The 15527-nt window shown below is 41.3% G+C and carries 17 protein-coding genes; all 17 read right to left on the bottom strand.

What is annotated here, in order from left to right; genetic code table 11:
• Positions 1 to 4: 4 nt before the first annotated feature.
• The 17 genes from Q0Q74_RS05435 to Q0Q74_RS05355 all read right to left on the bottom strand — a co-directional run bounded on the left by Q0Q74_RS05435 (position 5) and on the right by Q0Q74_RS05355 (position 15466).
• Entirely contained in the window at positions 5 to 355 is a 351-nt protein-coding gene (locus Q0Q74_RS05435; protein ID WP_294429233.1) for a hypothetical protein, read from the bottom strand.
• Positions 356 to 416: 61 nt separating this feature from the next.
• Entirely contained in the window at positions 417 to 839 is a 423-nt protein-coding gene (locus tag Q0Q74_RS05430) for a CHAP domain-containing protein (RefSeq protein WP_294429232.1), read from the bottom strand.
• Entirely contained in the window at positions 836 to 1018 is a 183-nt protein-coding gene (locus Q0Q74_RS05425) for a hypothetical protein (protein ID WP_294429231.1), read from the bottom strand. The genes Q0Q74_RS05430 and Q0Q74_RS05425 overlap by 4 nt, the downstream gene beginning before the upstream one ends.
• A 19-nt stretch (positions 1019 to 1037) precedes the next feature.
• Positions 1038 to 1328: a hypothetical protein gene (locus tag Q0Q74_RS05420; RefSeq protein WP_294429229.1), complete on the bottom strand. Its 291-nt coding sequence runs from the start codon at positions 1326 to 1328 to the stop codon at positions 1038 to 1040.
• Positions 1312 to 1578, bottom strand: a complete 267-nt coding sequence (locus tag Q0Q74_RS05415) for a hypothetical protein (protein ID WP_294429227.1) — start codon at positions 1576 to 1578, stop codon at positions 1312 to 1314. Before Q0Q74_RS05415 ends, Q0Q74_RS05420 begins: the two co-directional genes overlap by 17 nt.
• Positions 1579 to 1593: 15 nt before the next feature.
• Positions 1594 to 2406 (bottom strand): hypothetical protein, encoded by an 813-nt coding sequence (locus Q0Q74_RS05410; protein ID WP_294429226.1) that lies wholly within the window; start codon positions 2404 to 2406, stop codon positions 1594 to 1596.
• Between the two features lie 142 nt (positions 2407 to 2548).
• Positions 2549 to 3085, bottom strand: a complete 537-nt coding sequence (locus Q0Q74_RS05405) for a reverse transcriptase domain-containing protein (protein WP_367268327.1) — start codon at positions 3083 to 3085, stop codon at positions 2549 to 2551.
• A gap of 112 nt (positions 3086 to 3197) precedes the next feature.
• Positions 3198 to 3719 (bottom strand): hypothetical protein, encoded by a 522-nt coding sequence (locus Q0Q74_RS05400; RefSeq protein WP_294429223.1) that lies wholly within the window; start codon positions 3717 to 3719, stop codon positions 3198 to 3200.
• Between the two features lie 400 nt (positions 3720 to 4119).
• Positions 4120 to 4632 carry a hypothetical protein gene (locus Q0Q74_RS05395; protein WP_294429222.1) on the bottom strand — a complete coding sequence of 171 codons (513 nt, stop codon included), beginning with the start codon at positions 4630 to 4632 and terminating at the stop codon, positions 4120 to 4122.
• 100 nt (positions 4633 to 4732) lie between these two features.
• A complete protein-coding gene (locus Q0Q74_RS05390; RefSeq protein WP_294429221.1) occupies positions 4733 to 6820 on the bottom strand; it encodes a DUF6273 domain-containing protein in 2088 nt (695 codons plus the stop codon).
• A gap of 21 nt (positions 6821 to 6841) precedes the next feature.
• Positions 6842 to 8131: a hypothetical protein gene (locus tag Q0Q74_RS05385; protein ID WP_294429219.1), complete on the bottom strand. Its 1290-nt coding sequence runs from the start codon at positions 8129 to 8131 to the stop codon at positions 6842 to 6844.
• Positions 8132 to 8133: 2 nt separating this feature from the next.
• Entirely contained in the window at positions 8134 to 9207 is a 1074-nt protein-coding gene (locus Q0Q74_RS05380; protein ID WP_294429218.1) for a baseplate J/gp47 family protein, read from the bottom strand.
• Positions 9208 to 9209: 2 nt separating this feature from the next.
• The gene (locus Q0Q74_RS05375; RefSeq protein WP_294429217.1) at positions 9210 to 9941 is read right to left on the bottom strand and encodes a hypothetical protein; all 732 of its coding nucleotides are present in this window, start codon (positions 9939 to 9941) and stop codon (positions 9210 to 9212) included.
• A 2-nt stretch (positions 9942 to 9943) separates the two neighbouring features.
• Positions 9944 to 12361, bottom strand: coding sequence for an InlB B-repeat-containing protein (locus tag Q0Q74_RS05370; protein ID WP_294429216.1), 2418 nt, complete (start codon positions 12359 to 12361; stop codon positions 9944 to 9946).
• Positions 12362 to 12373: 12 nt separating this feature from the next.
• A complete protein-coding gene (locus tag Q0Q74_RS05365; protein WP_294429215.1) occupies positions 12374 to 12979 on the bottom strand; it encodes a hypothetical protein in 606 nt (201 codons plus the stop codon).
• Complete coding sequence (locus Q0Q74_RS05360; protein WP_294429214.1) at positions 12976 to 13890, bottom strand: hypothetical protein; 915 nt, start codon at positions 13888 to 13890, stop codon at positions 12976 to 12978. Before Q0Q74_RS05360 ends, Q0Q74_RS05365 begins: the two co-directional genes overlap by 4 nt.
• Before the next feature lie 52 nt (positions 13891 to 13942).
• Positions 13943 to 15466 carry a hypothetical protein gene (locus tag Q0Q74_RS05355; protein ID WP_294429212.1) on the bottom strand — a complete coding sequence of 508 codons (1524 nt, stop codon included), beginning with the start codon at positions 15464 to 15466 and terminating at the stop codon, positions 13943 to 13945.
• Between the last annotated feature and the right edge of the window lie 61 nt (positions 15467 to 15527).

Raw genomic sequence — 15527 nt, 5'->3', positions numbered from 1 at the left:
AAAATCATTCAATCTGCTTTGCGTTCTTTGACTGAATGGCAGCAATAATAAGTCCGGCAATAATTCCCACAAGTCCAAAAACCATAGTAATTACAGTTGTCATTGTTTCCTTGCTGAATCCGCCGAATCCAAGCAGATATGCGCCGATACCGACCAAGCTAACCGCAAGAATGGCAAGCCATGTTTTCTGTGTCTTGTCGCGTTTCTGCCAAAGCTGTGAAGTAGCAATTCCTGCGCCAAACATTGTAAGTGCAAAACCTGTCATGTCGGCAAGCTCAAACTTTGCAAAGTACGCAATAGCGACCCCTGCAACAACCATCAGCAAACCAATGATAAGAAAAATATTCTTTTTCATACCTTACCCCCTGCCTTAAAAGGCATTTTATATTTATGAGCATACCGCCCATTTTTCCCCTTTAAGCCTTGTACAATCCGCCCAAAAGATTCTCACGGCTTCTGAAAGCAAGTTTTACGCCGTCCTGCTTGAAGCCGTCCTGTTCAAGAACAATGAAATACTTTGTGTTATAGATTGCCACAAGAATAGCGACATGACCGTATTTGTTTGTTTTGCTCGCTCCCCAGACAAGGACATCGCCTGCAGAATAATCAGCAAGCAAATCTTCTTTTATGACTTTCAACTTGCCCGGATTCTTGATAATATCCTTTGCCCCGCCGTCAGCACCGAGAGCCGGAAACTGTGGAACATTCAGAACATCTTTGTAATACTGTCGAGCCAAATCTACGCACTGAAAAGAGCCGTCGCCCTTGAAGTTTTCGTCTTTGTAATCAACTTTCGTACCCTTGTATGTGTTTATGAACTGTGTTAATGTCATGCTCATTCTTCGCGCTCTCCCTCATACTTCTTTTTCAAGTCGTTGTAGTTATCTTCCAATTCCTCATAGTAAATCTGGAAGTCACTAATCTGTATAATCCAATCCCCCGGCACTGTTACTGTGTCGTCCGGGTTTCTTACATCGCCGTACAATTCGGGAAAAAATGGAAAGTTTAATTCCGGCAAATAAGGCTTTTTGATGTACTCAACCTTTGTGCTTGTGCAACCTATCAAGAGCATTGCCAAGAACATCGCCATTATGCAAATCATTGATTTTTTCATTTGCTTTCTCCCTGTTCTTTTTCAGAACACTAATCGTGTATTCCAATTCGGAATTCGTCTGCTTCGCTTCGTTTATCTGCTGCACGAGCTTGTCAATCGTTTCCTTCTGCGACTTTCTCTTGCCAACAGAGAGCCGCCACAAAAAAAAGAAAATCAAAGCTGCAAAAAGAAAAACGGCGCAAACAATCAGAAGAAGTTTAATCGCGGCTGTCATTTCTTCCACCTACAAATTTGTCAAACATGATATTAAGGTCGATAGTTCCAGCCCCAAGTCCGTAAACTGTAGCCCAGAGCATACAAATTTCACCCATTGAAGCATTAGGCAGAATTCCCGCCCACTTCAAAATTGCACAGGTAATCATACCCAAAGGCGCAATGAGCTTGAAAATCTTGCTGATTGCTTTTGCCGTGAGTTTTTTATCTTCGCTTTCCGCCTTTGTTTCTTCTGCTTTAACTTCGTCCATTTTTAGCCCCCTGTTTTATTTTGTTGTGGATAGCCACTTTTCTACGCTGTTTTTGTTAAGCCCTGTTCCGGGAATGTAAAGGTCTGAAAGAATTGAGATTGCATTGGTGGGAAGAACGCCGTTATTCTGCACTTTCTCCCTAACCTTGCAATCTATGTCATTGATAGTATTGATAAGCTCGTATTTTTGACGGCTCAAATCCCGGAAAGAAGCAAGAATCTGATACATAAGATTCCGCACAAAGTTTATCTCTGCCACACAGATATTATGAAGGACTTCGTAATCCCCCATTACATCAAGCCAATTCGTCTGCATGAATTCCCGGAAAATGTCAGCAAGCCGCTGATAGTTTGTTTCTGCAAGTTCTTTTAATTCGGAATCCGACTTGTCTTTAAGATGATTCCTTTCGTAAATCTCCATGCAGAATTTGTACATCTCGTTATAAAGAATCCGCATGAGAAGCGAGAAGATATTTATAGTAAGCCCGGCATTTTCTGCGCCGCTCTTGTTTAATGCTCCCATGTAATCAACCGTTATTCTCTTTACATATTGGTCAATCTGCACCTGCACCACTCTTTTTGCCTGTAAATGCAGGTCGTTTACACCTTCTGCCTGCTCTTCCTTAATCTTGTACTTAAAATCTGCGTAATCAGTTACGACTTTTACAATTTCCGACTGCGTTTTCTTGCTCGAAAATGAAACGCTCTTGTCGCCGACCTTCACGGATAACTCTTTAATTGTCTTTACGATTATTAAAATCGCACACAATACAAAGATTCCTGTAATAATGAGATTAAGCGGTGTACTTTTAGATATGAATTCCAACATTGCCCTAAGTCCTTTTCCTGTAGAAATAAAAAAGCCGCCGAAAGACAATGGAGTGTCATTTCAGCGGCTTTTGTTGCTACAAAATACCTTTTATAGTAAATTATACGATATATAGGACTAAAAATCAATCAGTTTCTTAAACTCATACCCCGGCTAAAAGTGACATTTTCTTTACCGTAACACGGCTAATAGGCATAATGCACCTGTTGCGCTCGCTTAATATTCTGTTCTTATGTGTTATTCTCGGCTCATCATAAAGCAGGCTGTAGTTATGTACGAACAGTTTAGCATAGTATTTATCCATGTTATGAACGATGTGGTAACTATCAAACTGCATTAAATGGCTTCTGAATGATTGGTAAGAAGTGTAAACATCAGAAAGTGACATCGTACCTTCTTCAACCATTTTGAGGAACTTTCTTAATTTTCTTCTCATTCGCAAAGCACCGTCACGAGCAGGCTTGCAAATGATTTTCCCAGATTCAAGCAAGATATACTTTCCCTTCAAGAACCAGAAACCTTCATCAAGCGACACAATTCGCGTTTTCTTCGGATTAAGCTTAATTCCCAATTCATCACAGATTCTCTTTATCTCTGAAAGACAGTATTCAAGATACTTTTTATCACTGTGAATCAAATATGTATCGTCCATATAACGCCCATAATATTTAATTCTCAATACTTCCTTGCAATAATGGTCTAATTTGTTCGGATATGAGATAGCCGAAATCTGCGAAACTTGACTTCCAAGCCCCAAAGAAATACCGTCACCAAAGACAGTAATAAAGCTCTTATAAAGATTGAAAATCCGCTACAAGCGCATAACCTTTGTTTGAATGATTTTCCCGGTAAAACTTTGTCAAATGACACCGTAACCGATTCATTGCAAAGCTGATACCCTTATTTTTTATACTTGCACCGTTATCGTAAATCAAAGAGCGTGTAATAATCGGTACAAGAATTTCGTCACACAAACACTTTTGTACGATTCTTTCAGAAATATGTACACTTCGGATATGGCGAACTTTACCCCGCTCGTGTATCTGGAATTCAACAAAGCCCTTTTGTACGCTTTCGCCATTTAAAAGTTTTTGTTTTGTATCGTTTATATTCTGCAAGACATTGTTTTCGTAACGCTGTACGCTTTCTTTCCAGCTTACACCGCGCCTAGACATCTTGAAAGCATGATAAAGATTATCTGTATTAGTAACTAAATTAAAATCGTTGTATTGTTTAAGAAAATCAGCCTTTTTGCACTGTCGATTTTCGATTCTTCTTAATCTGCGCCCTTCTTTTCTTTCTTTGCTCGTCATAGTTGCCTTCAAATAAAAAAAGAAAAATGTATCTGCACGGCTTCCGCCTACTCTTCTGTAAACGGTGTGTAGTTTTAGCACCAAGCCGCTTAGAGTTACCGGGCATGAAACAAGGGATTACTACACAACCCATGCCATGCAAGAAGCGTCCGCCCGAACTCGTCAGATACTCGTTTACCGTTCTTTCACGGAAGGAAACAATCTCCTTTCTAAGAAGGTGGCTCGGCTAAAAAGCCTACACTTATGACCACCGTAAGAAATCGGGCGCAACGCCGCCATCAGTATTACTTGCATTGTTGTTGCTATTACCATTGTTGTTGACATTGCAGAAGTTGGTGGAGTTCGACGCATGAGGCGTATCAGATTGTTTCCCATTTTTCTTCACTTTTTATTTTTAGTATTAAGTACGAAATATAGTATCACTTTTTTGATTCTTTGTCATTATCCTTTTACCAATATCGTTAGTTGTTTTTCGCCAGCCTTTAAGCAATGCAATTTCTTTGTCTATCATTTCTGCATAAGGCTCTAGTTTTGAAGTCTGTAAAGGCATTACATCAGCGCAATAAATAAGCTCCTGTAAAAGCTGCTCGCAATTTGCGATTGCCTTATCCTGTATTCCACGCCTTAAATCTACTTCCGTCATGTTTATCGGGTAGATAGAATTTGCTGCCGTAATATTCATCATTAGATTTGTTAATATTGTCAGCATTGTGTTTCTTGTGCTTTCAATAAACCATTTCGGATATTCTGCATAAAGAGTTTTCTCTAGTTCATCATCATTTTTAAATTTATAAACTTTGTCGCGGATTCCGAAATCACGCAAAAGCCAATTTGTAAGGTCGATTCTTAATTTTCTTGCTGTGTTGTAAAATTCAAGTCTTGATAAACTTCTCTTATTCTTAACAACCGACATATTATTTTATTCTCCTAAAATATTTATTCTTAGTATTTCTCTATTGCTAAATAAAGGCGGCATTACGCCGCCCAGATTTGAAGATTAGAGGTTCTGCACCTTAGCAGGTACAGAAAGCGGGCGCAACGCCGCCATCAGTATCACAGGCACGGTAGTTGCTATAACCAGAGCTGGTGACAATGCAGAAGTAGGTGGAGTCCGACGCATGAGGCGTACCAAGCCACCACCATGCTCTACTTCCACCATTACGCTTGATACGATAGTAAGAAGAATTCCTAAAGATAGGAAACTGAACATTCGTATTCCAAGCAATCTGGTCGTCACCGTAAGTATCAACTCCGAATACTTCAACAGTAGTTGGCAAGAATACTGTAAAGCTGTTCCATGCTGTAGAACCTTTAATAGAAGTCGCGCGTCTTACAGAATAGATGTAAGTTCCGCCAAGAGCAGAAGCAAGACCTGCCGCAAATACACCTTCAAGGAAGGTTTTCATTGCAGAAGCAGGATAGCCGCCTGTGTTGGTATCTGATGTATTCATCTGTCTTTTGAGAACTACATCGCGGAAAGTCCAAAGAATATGATTCTTAGTGTTTTCTGTATCACCAACACCGATATACTGATTGAATCCAGAAATAACGATACGCTGACCGCTATAGCTTGTTCCGTCTACAGTAAATGACGGCAAATCAAGATAGTCACCAATCAGAAGCCCCGAAAAGTCCGGCTTTCCTGTTCCGTTACATCTTTCGTGAAGAATCTCCATAGCCTCGGCTACAGTTTCTACACCAAGAACGGTTAAAAGGTTTCTTCCTTCGCAACTGTCATAATGTGCTGTAAGCTGCTTTTCATAAGCCTTTCTTGCAGCTTCTTCTGCCTTAACGGTAGCCTTTACGGCAATATCATCATCTTCTTCCGGCTCTGCCATTTTTGCGCGTCCGTTCTCGTCACGCATAACGAATTTGTGAGCCTGTTTGTCAGAAGTGAAGTTTGCTTCTGTAAAATCAAGTTCATCAGTGCCGATTGTGTAAGTGTTGCCCGGCAAAAAGAAAACCTTCCCCTTATTCACTGTTCCTGCTGCTGCAAAAACAAGTTTGTAGTCAAATGCTGTAGTAGATTCTTCGTAGTCGTCCGCTCTGTTCCAGCTTCCTGTCTGAACTTCCCACAGACCGTTTTCTTTTTTGTCCGTCTGGTCTTTCAAGAAAACAATCTGACCTGCTGTAACGGAAACGCCGTCAATAGTTGTTTCCCCACCTTCGGTTACATCAACATTTTCTGTTGAAACTGCCGCCGGAACATCTTCAAGATATTCATAGCGTGAGAAAATATTGTTTGTGTAAGCATAGACACCATTGCAGAAAGTCACGATAGCCTTAATAAGCTCTTTTGTGCTTTCTACAGATTCGTGAGAAACCTTGTTCAATGTCATGCTCTCGCCAACAGGCAAAAGGCTTGCATTGATTGAGCCGGATTCAGTGCCGAATTTCAGCATTGCCGCAACAATGGAATTATCCTTGTGTGTGCCATCCTCATTGTGCCGTGTGAGATAGCTCTGAATGAGTGAAGCAAGGTAAATCGGCGCAAAAGTAGAATCTTTATCCGCCGTCCAATTCACATTCTCACCGCCCGCAACTCTTGAAGAAACATTCTCAATCAAGTCAGATGTAATGTTAAGAGTGCCAGCCGGAACAGAAATTTCAGCAATTTTTACGCAACCTTCATCAACTGCAGGCGCAATTTCAGAACCATTTGAACCTTTCTTTACAGAAATAGTCAGCACAACTTTTTTCTTTGTGTTGATGTGTTCAAAAGTCTTAACTTTTGTGTCCGGGTCGATAAATGCACGGCTCTGCTCGTCAAAGCCGACTTCTGAAATAGCAACCTGCACAATGTCCTTGCGGTCAAGTGTGTCGTCAGCAGCTTCAACAGAAACAGGCTTAGTCATTTCTGTTTCAATTCCTACTTCCTCGTTTGCGTCACAATACGCAAGCAAGCCGTCAACCTGTACATTCATTCCGCCGTTTGTATATGGTGCTACAGAACCGCCAAGAATGAAGTTATGCCCGCTCCCAGATACAATAGTTTTCAGTACAAGCGCAATGTTCTTATACTGCTGGTCGTGAGCATACTGAAAGTCTGTCGCTTTCACGATTTCGTTTTCAAGCGTTACCGCTCCTGCCAAATTAGACATATAAAATGCCTCCTCGATATTTTATTCTTCCGCACTTTCACGAGTGACTAGCTCAATGAATGGCGTTGTTCCCCCAGCAGCCATAATCTCAAGCAATTCTTCGTAAACTGCCTGCGATTTAGTGCCTGTAGCTCCATACACAAATGCGTTGTCGTAATAAGACATTGAATCGTAATCAATCGTGATTACATCGCCGTCCGTATTGCCCGCCATGCACCATGTATCAAGCTCTATATACGCCCTGCCGTCGAGGTTTGCAGTCGGTATAAAGTCCTCTTCCCCACCTGTTAAAAGTGGCGAAACATCAGCTATTGCAGCAGCAGAATCAAAGTCATAGAAACTCTGGTCTGCACTGTCTATTTCTCTTACATCTTGCGTACCTTCTGCGAAGAATCCCGCAAAGTCCAAAACAGGAGCTTTAATCGGGTCAGCTTCGCCCGGCGCAAGAACAAGCGTTGAATCACTGTGAACGCCTTTAAACTGAACGATTACAGAGAATGTAATGCTTCCGTCCATTGCAAAAAGCCTTGTATAATCAAGGTATGTTTCAATGTCTACATATTCAAAAGTGATTGTCACCGCACTGACATCAGAATCAGTAATAAAGAACAGGCTTTTAGCATCCCATTCATCACAAGAAAATGTTGCGACACATTTATTCTGTTGCCATGCTCCGAAATCACCCGCTTTCGTACAGTAATAGCGACCGTTATTATCCCTTACAGATACATTTATCTTTCCCTGCACAAAGAAGTGAAGGAAATATGTAGTGTCCTGTGAAACAGAAACAATCTGCGAACATGAACCAACAGAAGAAAAAGCCATACCCAAAGCACCGCTGAAATTCGCCTGCTGTGAATATGCAGCCCCACCTTCAAGCGTCCATGCAGACATCTTTTCAAAATCCGGGTCAGCAAGAATATTAAGGCTGGGATTATCCGTGCTGTTGCGAATCCATACCGATTTTGTATCAAAGTAGGTCTGCAAGATATGAAGGATATTCCACTTGTCGCCCCAAATATCATCACCGTTTCTGTGCAAAAGCAAGCCGATTCTGTTCTTGAAAGATTCGTCACTTTCTTCATACATTCTTTTAAGAACGCTGAACAAAGCGGCACATTTTTCAAAGCGTTCACCGCTCATGTTGTAAAAATCCGTGTCGTTGCACCATTCAGAGCGACAAGTTTCAACACCAGAAATCAGCTTTTCCATTGTGCCGTTTCCATTGTCCGCAAGAAGAGCTTTGAATATGCTTCCTTTTCTGTTTATGAGAGTAGAAAAAGGACTTTTTATAAAATCGCCAAGTTTCATTTTTAACTCTCCACAACTGTAATTTCTGCGTTTCCAAACCGTGCAATCTGTTCACTGTTTACGGTAAAGTTTTCTGTCGGTGATTTAATCGTTACATCAGACACATAAGACAATGCCCGGATTTTTGCAACAATCGTTGAAAGAATAACCGTACCGCCGATACGGAGCGAATTCACATAAGACTGAACAATCTTCTTAATCTCTGCCTGTGTTTCTGCCGTATCAACTTCACCTGTAGAAACTTCAATTTCAAAATCAACAGGTACGGCGGTTGGGGCAAGATAGCGGGCGTTTACTCCCGGCGCAAGGTGTCCGTTCTGTGTTTCAGTTCCTTCAACGGCTTTTTTTACTTCCTGCAAAAGTTCATCGCTTGCCGTTCCAGAGCCATCGTCAACATAAACCGAAACATGATAAACATTCTTCAACGGCGGCTTGTGATTCTTTACCGATACAGAGCGTACAGAATCAACGCTTAAAGCTGCGTCCTCAATGCCGTAAAGATTTGTGCCGGAAAGTCCGGCGAGTTTCTTTGTGAACCGCTCTTCTACTTCTGCGTCTGTTTCCTCGTTTGTTCCGCCTGTGATTGCGTTTTTGTTTGTTACGGCTGAAATATCGCTAGGTACAGATGAATCAATACTTGTAATTGCCCCAGCTTCCAAGTTATAGTCACTTCCGGCTTCTTCTGCCTTTATCGTGATTTCGTCAGAATCAACCGCGCCAGCTTCAATCGCTCCGGCTTCCGTTGTTACAAAATTAAAACCATTCCCCGAAACCTTCACGCCCGAAGGAATAACCGTTCTTGCGTCCAATGCACTAGCTCGGCTGAATGTTACTTTTCCGCTTGCATAAGTTCCGCTTTTCTTCTCAAACTTAAATACGGAATAAATTAGCATAATCAAGCCTTGATTGAACCCGGAACGAATGGCAATATACACTCTTTCCACAATGCGGCAAAAAGTGTCTAAAATCGTGTGAATGATAGAACCTTCGTTAAAGTCGGTTATCTTGTTCTGCCTTGCAATCATATTCGCGCAGGCTTCTTCCATAAGTTCATCGTATCTTTTGATGTCTGCCATATTTACACCTCTTCATTCATTTTTTGTTTATTTCCGTTTATATCCGTGTAATCCACGGCAATATAAATCTTGTCATTGTCGCTGCTTGCCGAAATCTCGTTGATTTCCATTACGCGAGGGTCAGCTAAAACAGTCTGCTCAACCGTACTCAAAAGGTAATTCTTTACGGCTTCTTCTCCGATTTGTGCCTTGATACCGTAAGCGTTGTACCTTATGCGTTTTTCCGAAGCTGTTGTAAGGCGCATTGCGATAGCTTGATTAAGGTTTTCAACGCTGCTTGTTGTGGCAAAATCGCCGTTCTGTACAGCAAAATCGCCCTCATCATCAAGCGCAATGTCACGACCGTAATTGTCAGTATCGCCCGGAATGGCATAAATACGGTTGTTTGCGTTTGATTCGTCCGGCGAAAGAATAGGAATCTTAATAATAGTTCCTGCTTCTATTTCATGCTCATTCTGGATATTGTTGTAATAAGCGATAAGGCTTGCATAATCAGCGTTTCCGAAAAACTTTTCGGCGAGTTTATCAAGCGTCATTGTTGAACTCATGCGGATTTTCCGGGAATCGTACACATAAGCAATAGCGTCATTTCCTTCTGTATCAACATAAACAACAGGCTCGTACATCGTCTGTTTCTGTTTTACCGCTGCAACAATTTTACATACGCAAGAATTCAACTCTGCTTCCGCGTCAATCAGAGAATCTTTCTTATCATCATCAGTTTCTAACATCATAATCAGCTCCATTTTGCGTAAAGCGTTATATCAGATGTAACAGAACTACTAAAATCGTAGCTCTGTGTCAGCTCTTCATCAGAATACCAGCCTGCAAATTCGCTTCCGCTCTTAGTTGGATTGTCCGGCTGTGTAACTGTGTTTCCGTATTCAATGGTCTGTGGGTCTACTTCCGAACCGCCGTTAGATTCAAAAGTAACCGTGAATGTGTCCGGCTGCCATTTCGCCCAAACAGTCATGTCATGCACAATCGCCGTGTCAAAGCTGAATTCTTTTGTTAGTTCTTCATCAGAGAACCAGCCTTCAAAAGTGTTTCCTATCTTTGCAGGTACAACTCTTGTTGCTTTCTTGCCGTTCTCTATTGTCTGTGTCGGGATTGTGTTTCCGCCGTTAGAATCAAAAGCAAAGCTATAAGAGCTTCCGAACCAGCGAGCATATAAGGTCAAATCAGATGTAACAGGCGTTGAGAAGCTGTATTCTTCTTCAAGGTATTTATCCTTGCACCACATAAAGAATGAGTAATTTGTTTTTGTCGGCATAATCGGGAATACAACAAGTTTTCCATGCTCCACGCTCTGACTTTGTACGCTGCTTCCGCCGTTACTGTTAAAGGCTACTGTGTACTGATTCAAAACCCACCTTGCGTAAAGTGTGGTATCTGCCGTAATCGGTGTTGTAAAGTCGAATTCGTTTGTTGCCCCCGAATCTGTACACCAGAAAGCAAAAGTATAACCTTCTCTTGTCGGCTGTTCCGGGATTGTTGCAGTTCCGCCAATAATGACGGTCTGTTTTGTTACGCTACTTCCGCCCTTAGAATCAAAAACAACATCGTTGTATGCTCTCGTCCATTTTGCGTAAAGAGTGAGTGACGATGAAATACTCTGGCTGAAATCAAATTCTGTCGTACATTCTTCATCTGTAAACCAACCGCCGAACGCATAATATTCTTTAGTCGGAATGTCCGGGCAAATAACTTTATTTCCCGGCTCTACACTCTGCGAAGGAACATCAGAGCCGCCCTTACTGTCGAATGTGACAGTAACCGCCGTTATTCTTGCCCATGCAGCATAGATAGTCGTATCTTCATTTATTACGGTATCAAAATTAAAGGCGATAGTTGCCGCATAATTTGAACACCATTGAGTAAAGTTATATCCTGCTCTTGTCGGGTCAGTTTCCGGCTTTACGGCTTTTCCGCCAATATCAACGGTCTGCGAATCAACAGCAGAACCACCACGAGAATTGAAAGTGACAACGGCTTTTTTCTGTACCCATTTTGCAAAAAGAATAATATCAGCCTTAATCGGTGTGTCTTTGAAATTGAATTCTGTGTCCGGGCTTGAAAGCTGATACCAATAAGCGAATTCGTAATTTGTTCTTGTCGGGTCAGCTTCCGGCTTTGTTGCAGATTGAGAATAAGAAACCGATTCTGTTATCTTGTCTACCTCTTCTTCTTTGACAATAAAATGTCCGCCGTTTGCGTCAAATGTTACGGTAAACTTTTCATCTTCGCTTATGCTTCCGCTCTTCGATGTATCATCAGAAAGCCCCATTGCGTCATTGAATTCTGTTAATTTTCCACATAAGGCGGCACATGATTTTGCTGAATTATAAGCGGCATTTACAGTAGATGTACCAATTAAAGCCCTTTCAAAGCCACCTATAACTTGAATTGCTTCTTGTGGATTGTCAATGTTTTCTATAAGTTTGCTAGTTTCGTCTATTTTTGCTTTAATATCAGCACAAACCCCGGTTGCCATTTCAACCGTTGCAAAGGCTGTGTTGATAGTTTCAAGAACATTTTGCGCCCCGGAAATAAAATCAGCTACACCGCCACCGAAAAGGCTTGGGATTGATTTCTTGTCCTCGTAATATCCAATCATTTCGAGTGTGTAATTGTATGTAAAAGGCTTGTCTTTTGACCTTTTGATTTTGAGCGACTTAATCTGTACTCGCCACCAGCTATTTTTAGAGGGACTTCCGGCTGCAATCTGTAAAGCCGACATCTTAGAAAGGTCGTACAGATAAACTTTCTTTCCTTCAAGGTTTTCAAGTTTTCCGCTTCTGTAGAGTAAATCACGCAATTTGAATATTTCTTTTTCGCCTGTCAGATATTCGGGAATTGCTTTTGTTCCTCTGTAGATAAGTTTCTTTTCATTGTTTACGGTAGAGCCGGAAATGACAATTTTGAAAGTATCGTTGCCGTAATCATCGAATACAGCACCGCCGAAAGTCTTTGTTTCGGTCACTCTTTGAGAATAGTCAAAATCTTCCGCTTCTGGAGGCAAGGCAAAAGTAAACACTTCTGAACCACTGAAATTCAAAGCAGAACTAAGGCTAAAACCTTCTTCTTTTTGTAGCCCCATAATTTCGAGCATATAAGCCTTGTGCCATACTCCCAGATTCATTATTCTTGCCATTTTCTATTACCTCTACATCATGTTTCCGCTTCCAATACTTCCAGAAATGCTTCCTGTACCGTTTGTGGTGATAACTGCCGCCTTTAAGTATGAAGTAACGACATTTGCAGCCTGTTCAGCAAAATACTTATCTCCGCCCTCTGTCATTGCTCCCATTGCTTGAAATGCTGCGATAAGTCCGGCTTGAATTGTTGCAGAAACACCTACCATTTTTCCCCTTGCGCTTCCTGCCATTGGAGAAGAGCCACCACTAGGCGGAATAACCGTACCTACAACAGAGGTTGTTACCTGTCCGGCTGAAATCATCGCATGAATTCCGCTTGCCATTTGTGCCGCAAGGTAAGTATCACCGCCGCTTGTCATATTCGCCATAGCACGACAAGCCGCAATCAGAATGTTTTCACAAATAGAAGATTGTACGCTTATGCTTCCTGTGCCTTTTCCTGTAAAAGCACCCGCCGAAATTGCACCTGCGTCAGTTGTAGAAACAACTCCTGTATGCGCATAATCCGCAACAGCTTTAGAAACCTTCTTTGCAAAAACTGTATCATCACCGTCTGTCATGGAATTAAAAGCCGCGAGTAAATCATTTTTAAGTTTTGACTGTACTAAACTCATTTAAACACCTGCCCCCACTTTGCTTTAAGTGCCTGTATCTGTGCTATAAAATCCGGGCTTGCCGTATGACTTGCCGGGCTTCCTACTGTTTTTAGGCTTGCAAGATAACCGAGCAAGTCATTTATCATCGCTCCCAAAGTCGCTACAGTATTTCCAAGTTCAAGTTTTCCGCTTCCGCTGGACTTCAAGCCGACATCTTTTTGAGCCGTCAAAGTCAAAGCGTCCTGTGTTTCAATCGTAAGAGCCTTTTTTATAGTTCGCTTAATTTCAGCGTCAGTCGAAAACTCAATCGTATCTTCTGTTATGTCAAAGATTGTATTTCCGATTGTTTCAACCTTTATTTCCGGGTCGTCTTTTTCAGTCAGTGTGAGTGTCGTACCGTATACCTTAATCGTTGTTACGCTGCCGTCCGCTTTTTCTCCGTCCTCACCTTGATTCACTTCTATGCTGATTGTCGCGTCACCTTCTTCCGGCGCATTACGGATTTTTTTAGAGCCGTTTCGGTAGTCAGTTTCAAAAGTCCAGCCCGAATTCTTCACAATCTTTCTTGTGTTTGCAGCGTTATCAAGTTCTTTCTTGTCGTCTGAATCTGTCTTAAAATCCGCATGAACAGCAGCAGAAAGAGCAAAACCGCTACCAATAATCACGGTGTCCGCTAAGTTTCCTTCCGGGCATACACAAAGAACGAAAGTATCAACAGGCGGCAAATATCGCTCACCGCTCAAATACCCTTTTTCATCATCAACAGTTACCCATGACTGAACCATAACGCGAACATTTGCAATTACATAACCGCTTGCCATTCTTACACGGCAAGTACAGTTTTCCGGGTGTACTTCCGTTACCGTTCCCCAGAATCCAATCATGTTTTTTATAGGCGGCATTGGAGCGGGAATTGTCGGATTGTTCATAGGTGAGGAATTACGATTTAATACAATGCTTATTTCTTTCGCCATAAATCACCTACAGAATATTGATTCCCTTAGCCTTTGCCGTATCAAGAAGCTGCTTAAAGAGTACATAGCGTTTTGTAATACCCTCTAATGGAGCAAACTTTTTCTTTTCATAGTTTCCGCCGCGTGATACCGTCAATTTTGTTTCTGGGTTTCCGCCGAAATTCCAAGTATGTTCAACTTCATTTACATAGAATTCACCGCCAAGAAAAGAAACAATCTCACCACACATAGGTGTTTTTTCATCTTTGCTCTCTTCTTTGTTTACAATAGTTGCGATTGTGATAGTGCCTTTTAACATCTCTTCAAGATGTCCGTACCAATTCATAAGGCGTTTATTAAGTTTGTCGTATGCAGAACTTTTTTCCGGGTCTGATGCTGTTTTTTCCTTTGTGCCATACCCATTAAAATTGACGGTTAAAGGGCTATAACCGTAGATAGCAGCTTTTTTATTGTAAATCTCTACTTTTTCATTACCGAATCCGCCTGTTTGTGCAGCAAGCCTTAAAGCCTTATCCTGCTCTATTGGAGAGCCAATAACATAAGAGAAAAAAGCCGTATAAACTTCATCATCAGAAACATCAAAATCAAAGCCTTTAACGATTGCGGGGTCTAATTCTGTCTTGTTCTTTTCGAGTTTATCCCATGAAGAGAATCCCAAACCGTCACCAGAACAATCAAAAGGCACTTCGCGGATTTTTATTTTTGTCTTTCCTTTTTCGTCGACAAAAGCAAAGCGTTCATAAACAGGAAACGGAATAATACCGCTTACAATATCCCAGAACATAATTGTATTCTGACCGTTAAAAACACTTGAAAGCGGATAGGAAAGCTCCATTTCTTCATCAAAAGAAAAGAAATTGCTTCCTAGATATTTCTCTACATATTTTTCTATTGCTGGATTTGAGAGTTTAATGCATTTAGAAGCACAGTCTTTAGAGTATTCCCAGATTTTCTTTAGAACCTCTGAAACTTTTAATATTTTCCCTTCTGCAAGACTTGCCGTAAGTGCTGTAGATAATGCCTGTTGAGATTCAAGCTGTTCTGTAATCGCCATAGCATTAAGGTCAAGACTAATCTTGAATCTGCTGATAAAACTTGCTACGGATTTTCCTGTTATGCTGATTCTTAAACCGCTTCCCGGCTGGGCAACAAATTTCTTTCTGTTGATTACACCTACAAAGTCGGGTGTTCTGCCTGTATTATCTCTTTCGTAGATTTTTACAATCTGCAACGGTTTTATTTTGTCAAAATACGGCTTATCGGCATTGCCCGGATGCAAGGTTAGTGTGAAACTTCCTTCTGTATCACTTGTAGAAAACTTGAAAGAATACCCTTGTAAAACATTCTGCTCATCATTGTCAGCTAATATAGCTTTTCCAATAGGTGATTTTCTTATTGCCGAAAAATCTATAACAGGGATTTCATTTCCAAGTGAAGGATTAAATTCTACAATTTCTACAATCGGCTGTGGGGCTTGTGCAATATAACGCGAGTAACTTTCTTTTTTGCCGTTTATCAAGCCGTTCAGCACTTTTCCACCTCACCACAATCTTATTTTCTATAATACATTCATTCCGTTATTCTGTCAATTT

The organism is uncultured Treponema sp. (genome assembly GCF_946187725.1).
In the GTDB taxonomy this organism is placed as follows: Bacteria; Spirochaetota; Spirochaetia; order Treponematales; family Treponemataceae; genus Treponema_D.
Note: the sequence above shows the minus strand (reverse complement) of the source record. Positions and strands in the feature narration are given on the sequence as shown.

What these genes read in the sequence shown, in the direction of transcription:
- Q0Q74_RS05435 (WP_294429233.1), bottom strand. Translation starts at nt 355, where the DNA reads ATGAAAAAGAATATTTTTCTTATCATTGGTTTGCTGATGGTTGTTGCA.
- Q0Q74_RS05430 (WP_294429232.1), bottom strand. Translation starts at nt 839, where the DNA reads ATGAGCATGACATTAACACAGTTCATAAACACATACAAGGGTACGAAA.
- Q0Q74_RS05420 (WP_294429229.1), bottom strand. Translation starts at nt 1,328, where the DNA reads ATGACAGCCGCGATTAAACTTCTTCTGATTGTTTGCGCCGTTTTTCTT.
- Q0Q74_RS05415 (WP_294429227.1), bottom strand. Translation starts at nt 1,578, where the DNA reads ATGGACGAAGTTAAAGCAGAAGAAACAAAGGCGGAAAGCGAAGATAAA.
- Q0Q74_RS05410 (WP_294429226.1), bottom strand. Translation starts at nt 2,406, where the DNA reads ATGTTGGAATTCATATCTAAAAGTACACCGCTTAATCTCATTATTACA.
- Q0Q74_RS05400 (WP_294429223.1), bottom strand. Translation starts at nt 3,719, where the DNA reads ATGACGAGCAAAGAAAGAAAAGAAGGGCGCAGATTAAGAAGAATCGAA.
- Q0Q74_RS05395 (WP_294429222.1), bottom strand. Translation starts at nt 4,632, where the DNA reads ATGTCGGTTGTTAAGAATAAGAGAAGTTTATCAAGACTTGAATTTTAC.
- Q0Q74_RS05390 (WP_294429221.1), bottom strand. Translation starts at nt 6,820, where the DNA reads ATGTCTAATTTGGCAGGAGCGGTAACGCTTGAAAACGAAATCGTGAAA.
- Q0Q74_RS05385 (WP_294429219.1), bottom strand. Translation starts at nt 8,131, where the DNA reads ATGAAACTTGGCGATTTTATAAAAAGTCCTTTTTCTACTCTCATAAAC.
- Q0Q74_RS05380 (WP_294429218.1), bottom strand. Translation starts at nt 9,207, where the DNA reads ATGGCAGACATCAAAAGATACGATGAACTTATGGAAGAAGCCTGCGCG.
- Q0Q74_RS05375 (WP_294429217.1), bottom strand. Translation starts at nt 9,941, where the DNA reads ATGATGTTAGAAACTGATGATGATAAGAAAGATTCTCTGATTGACGCG.
- Q0Q74_RS05370 (WP_294429216.1), bottom strand. Translation starts at nt 12,361, where the DNA reads ATGGCAAGAATAATGAATCTGGGAGTATGGCACAAGGCTTATATGCTC.
- Q0Q74_RS05365 (WP_294429215.1), bottom strand. Translation starts at nt 12,979, where the DNA reads ATGAGTTTAGTACAGTCAAAACTTAAAAATGATTTACTCGCGGCTTTT.
- Q0Q74_RS05360 (WP_294429214.1), bottom strand. Translation starts at nt 13,890, where the DNA reads ATGAACAATCCGACAATTCCCGCTCCAATGCCGCCTATAAAAAACATG.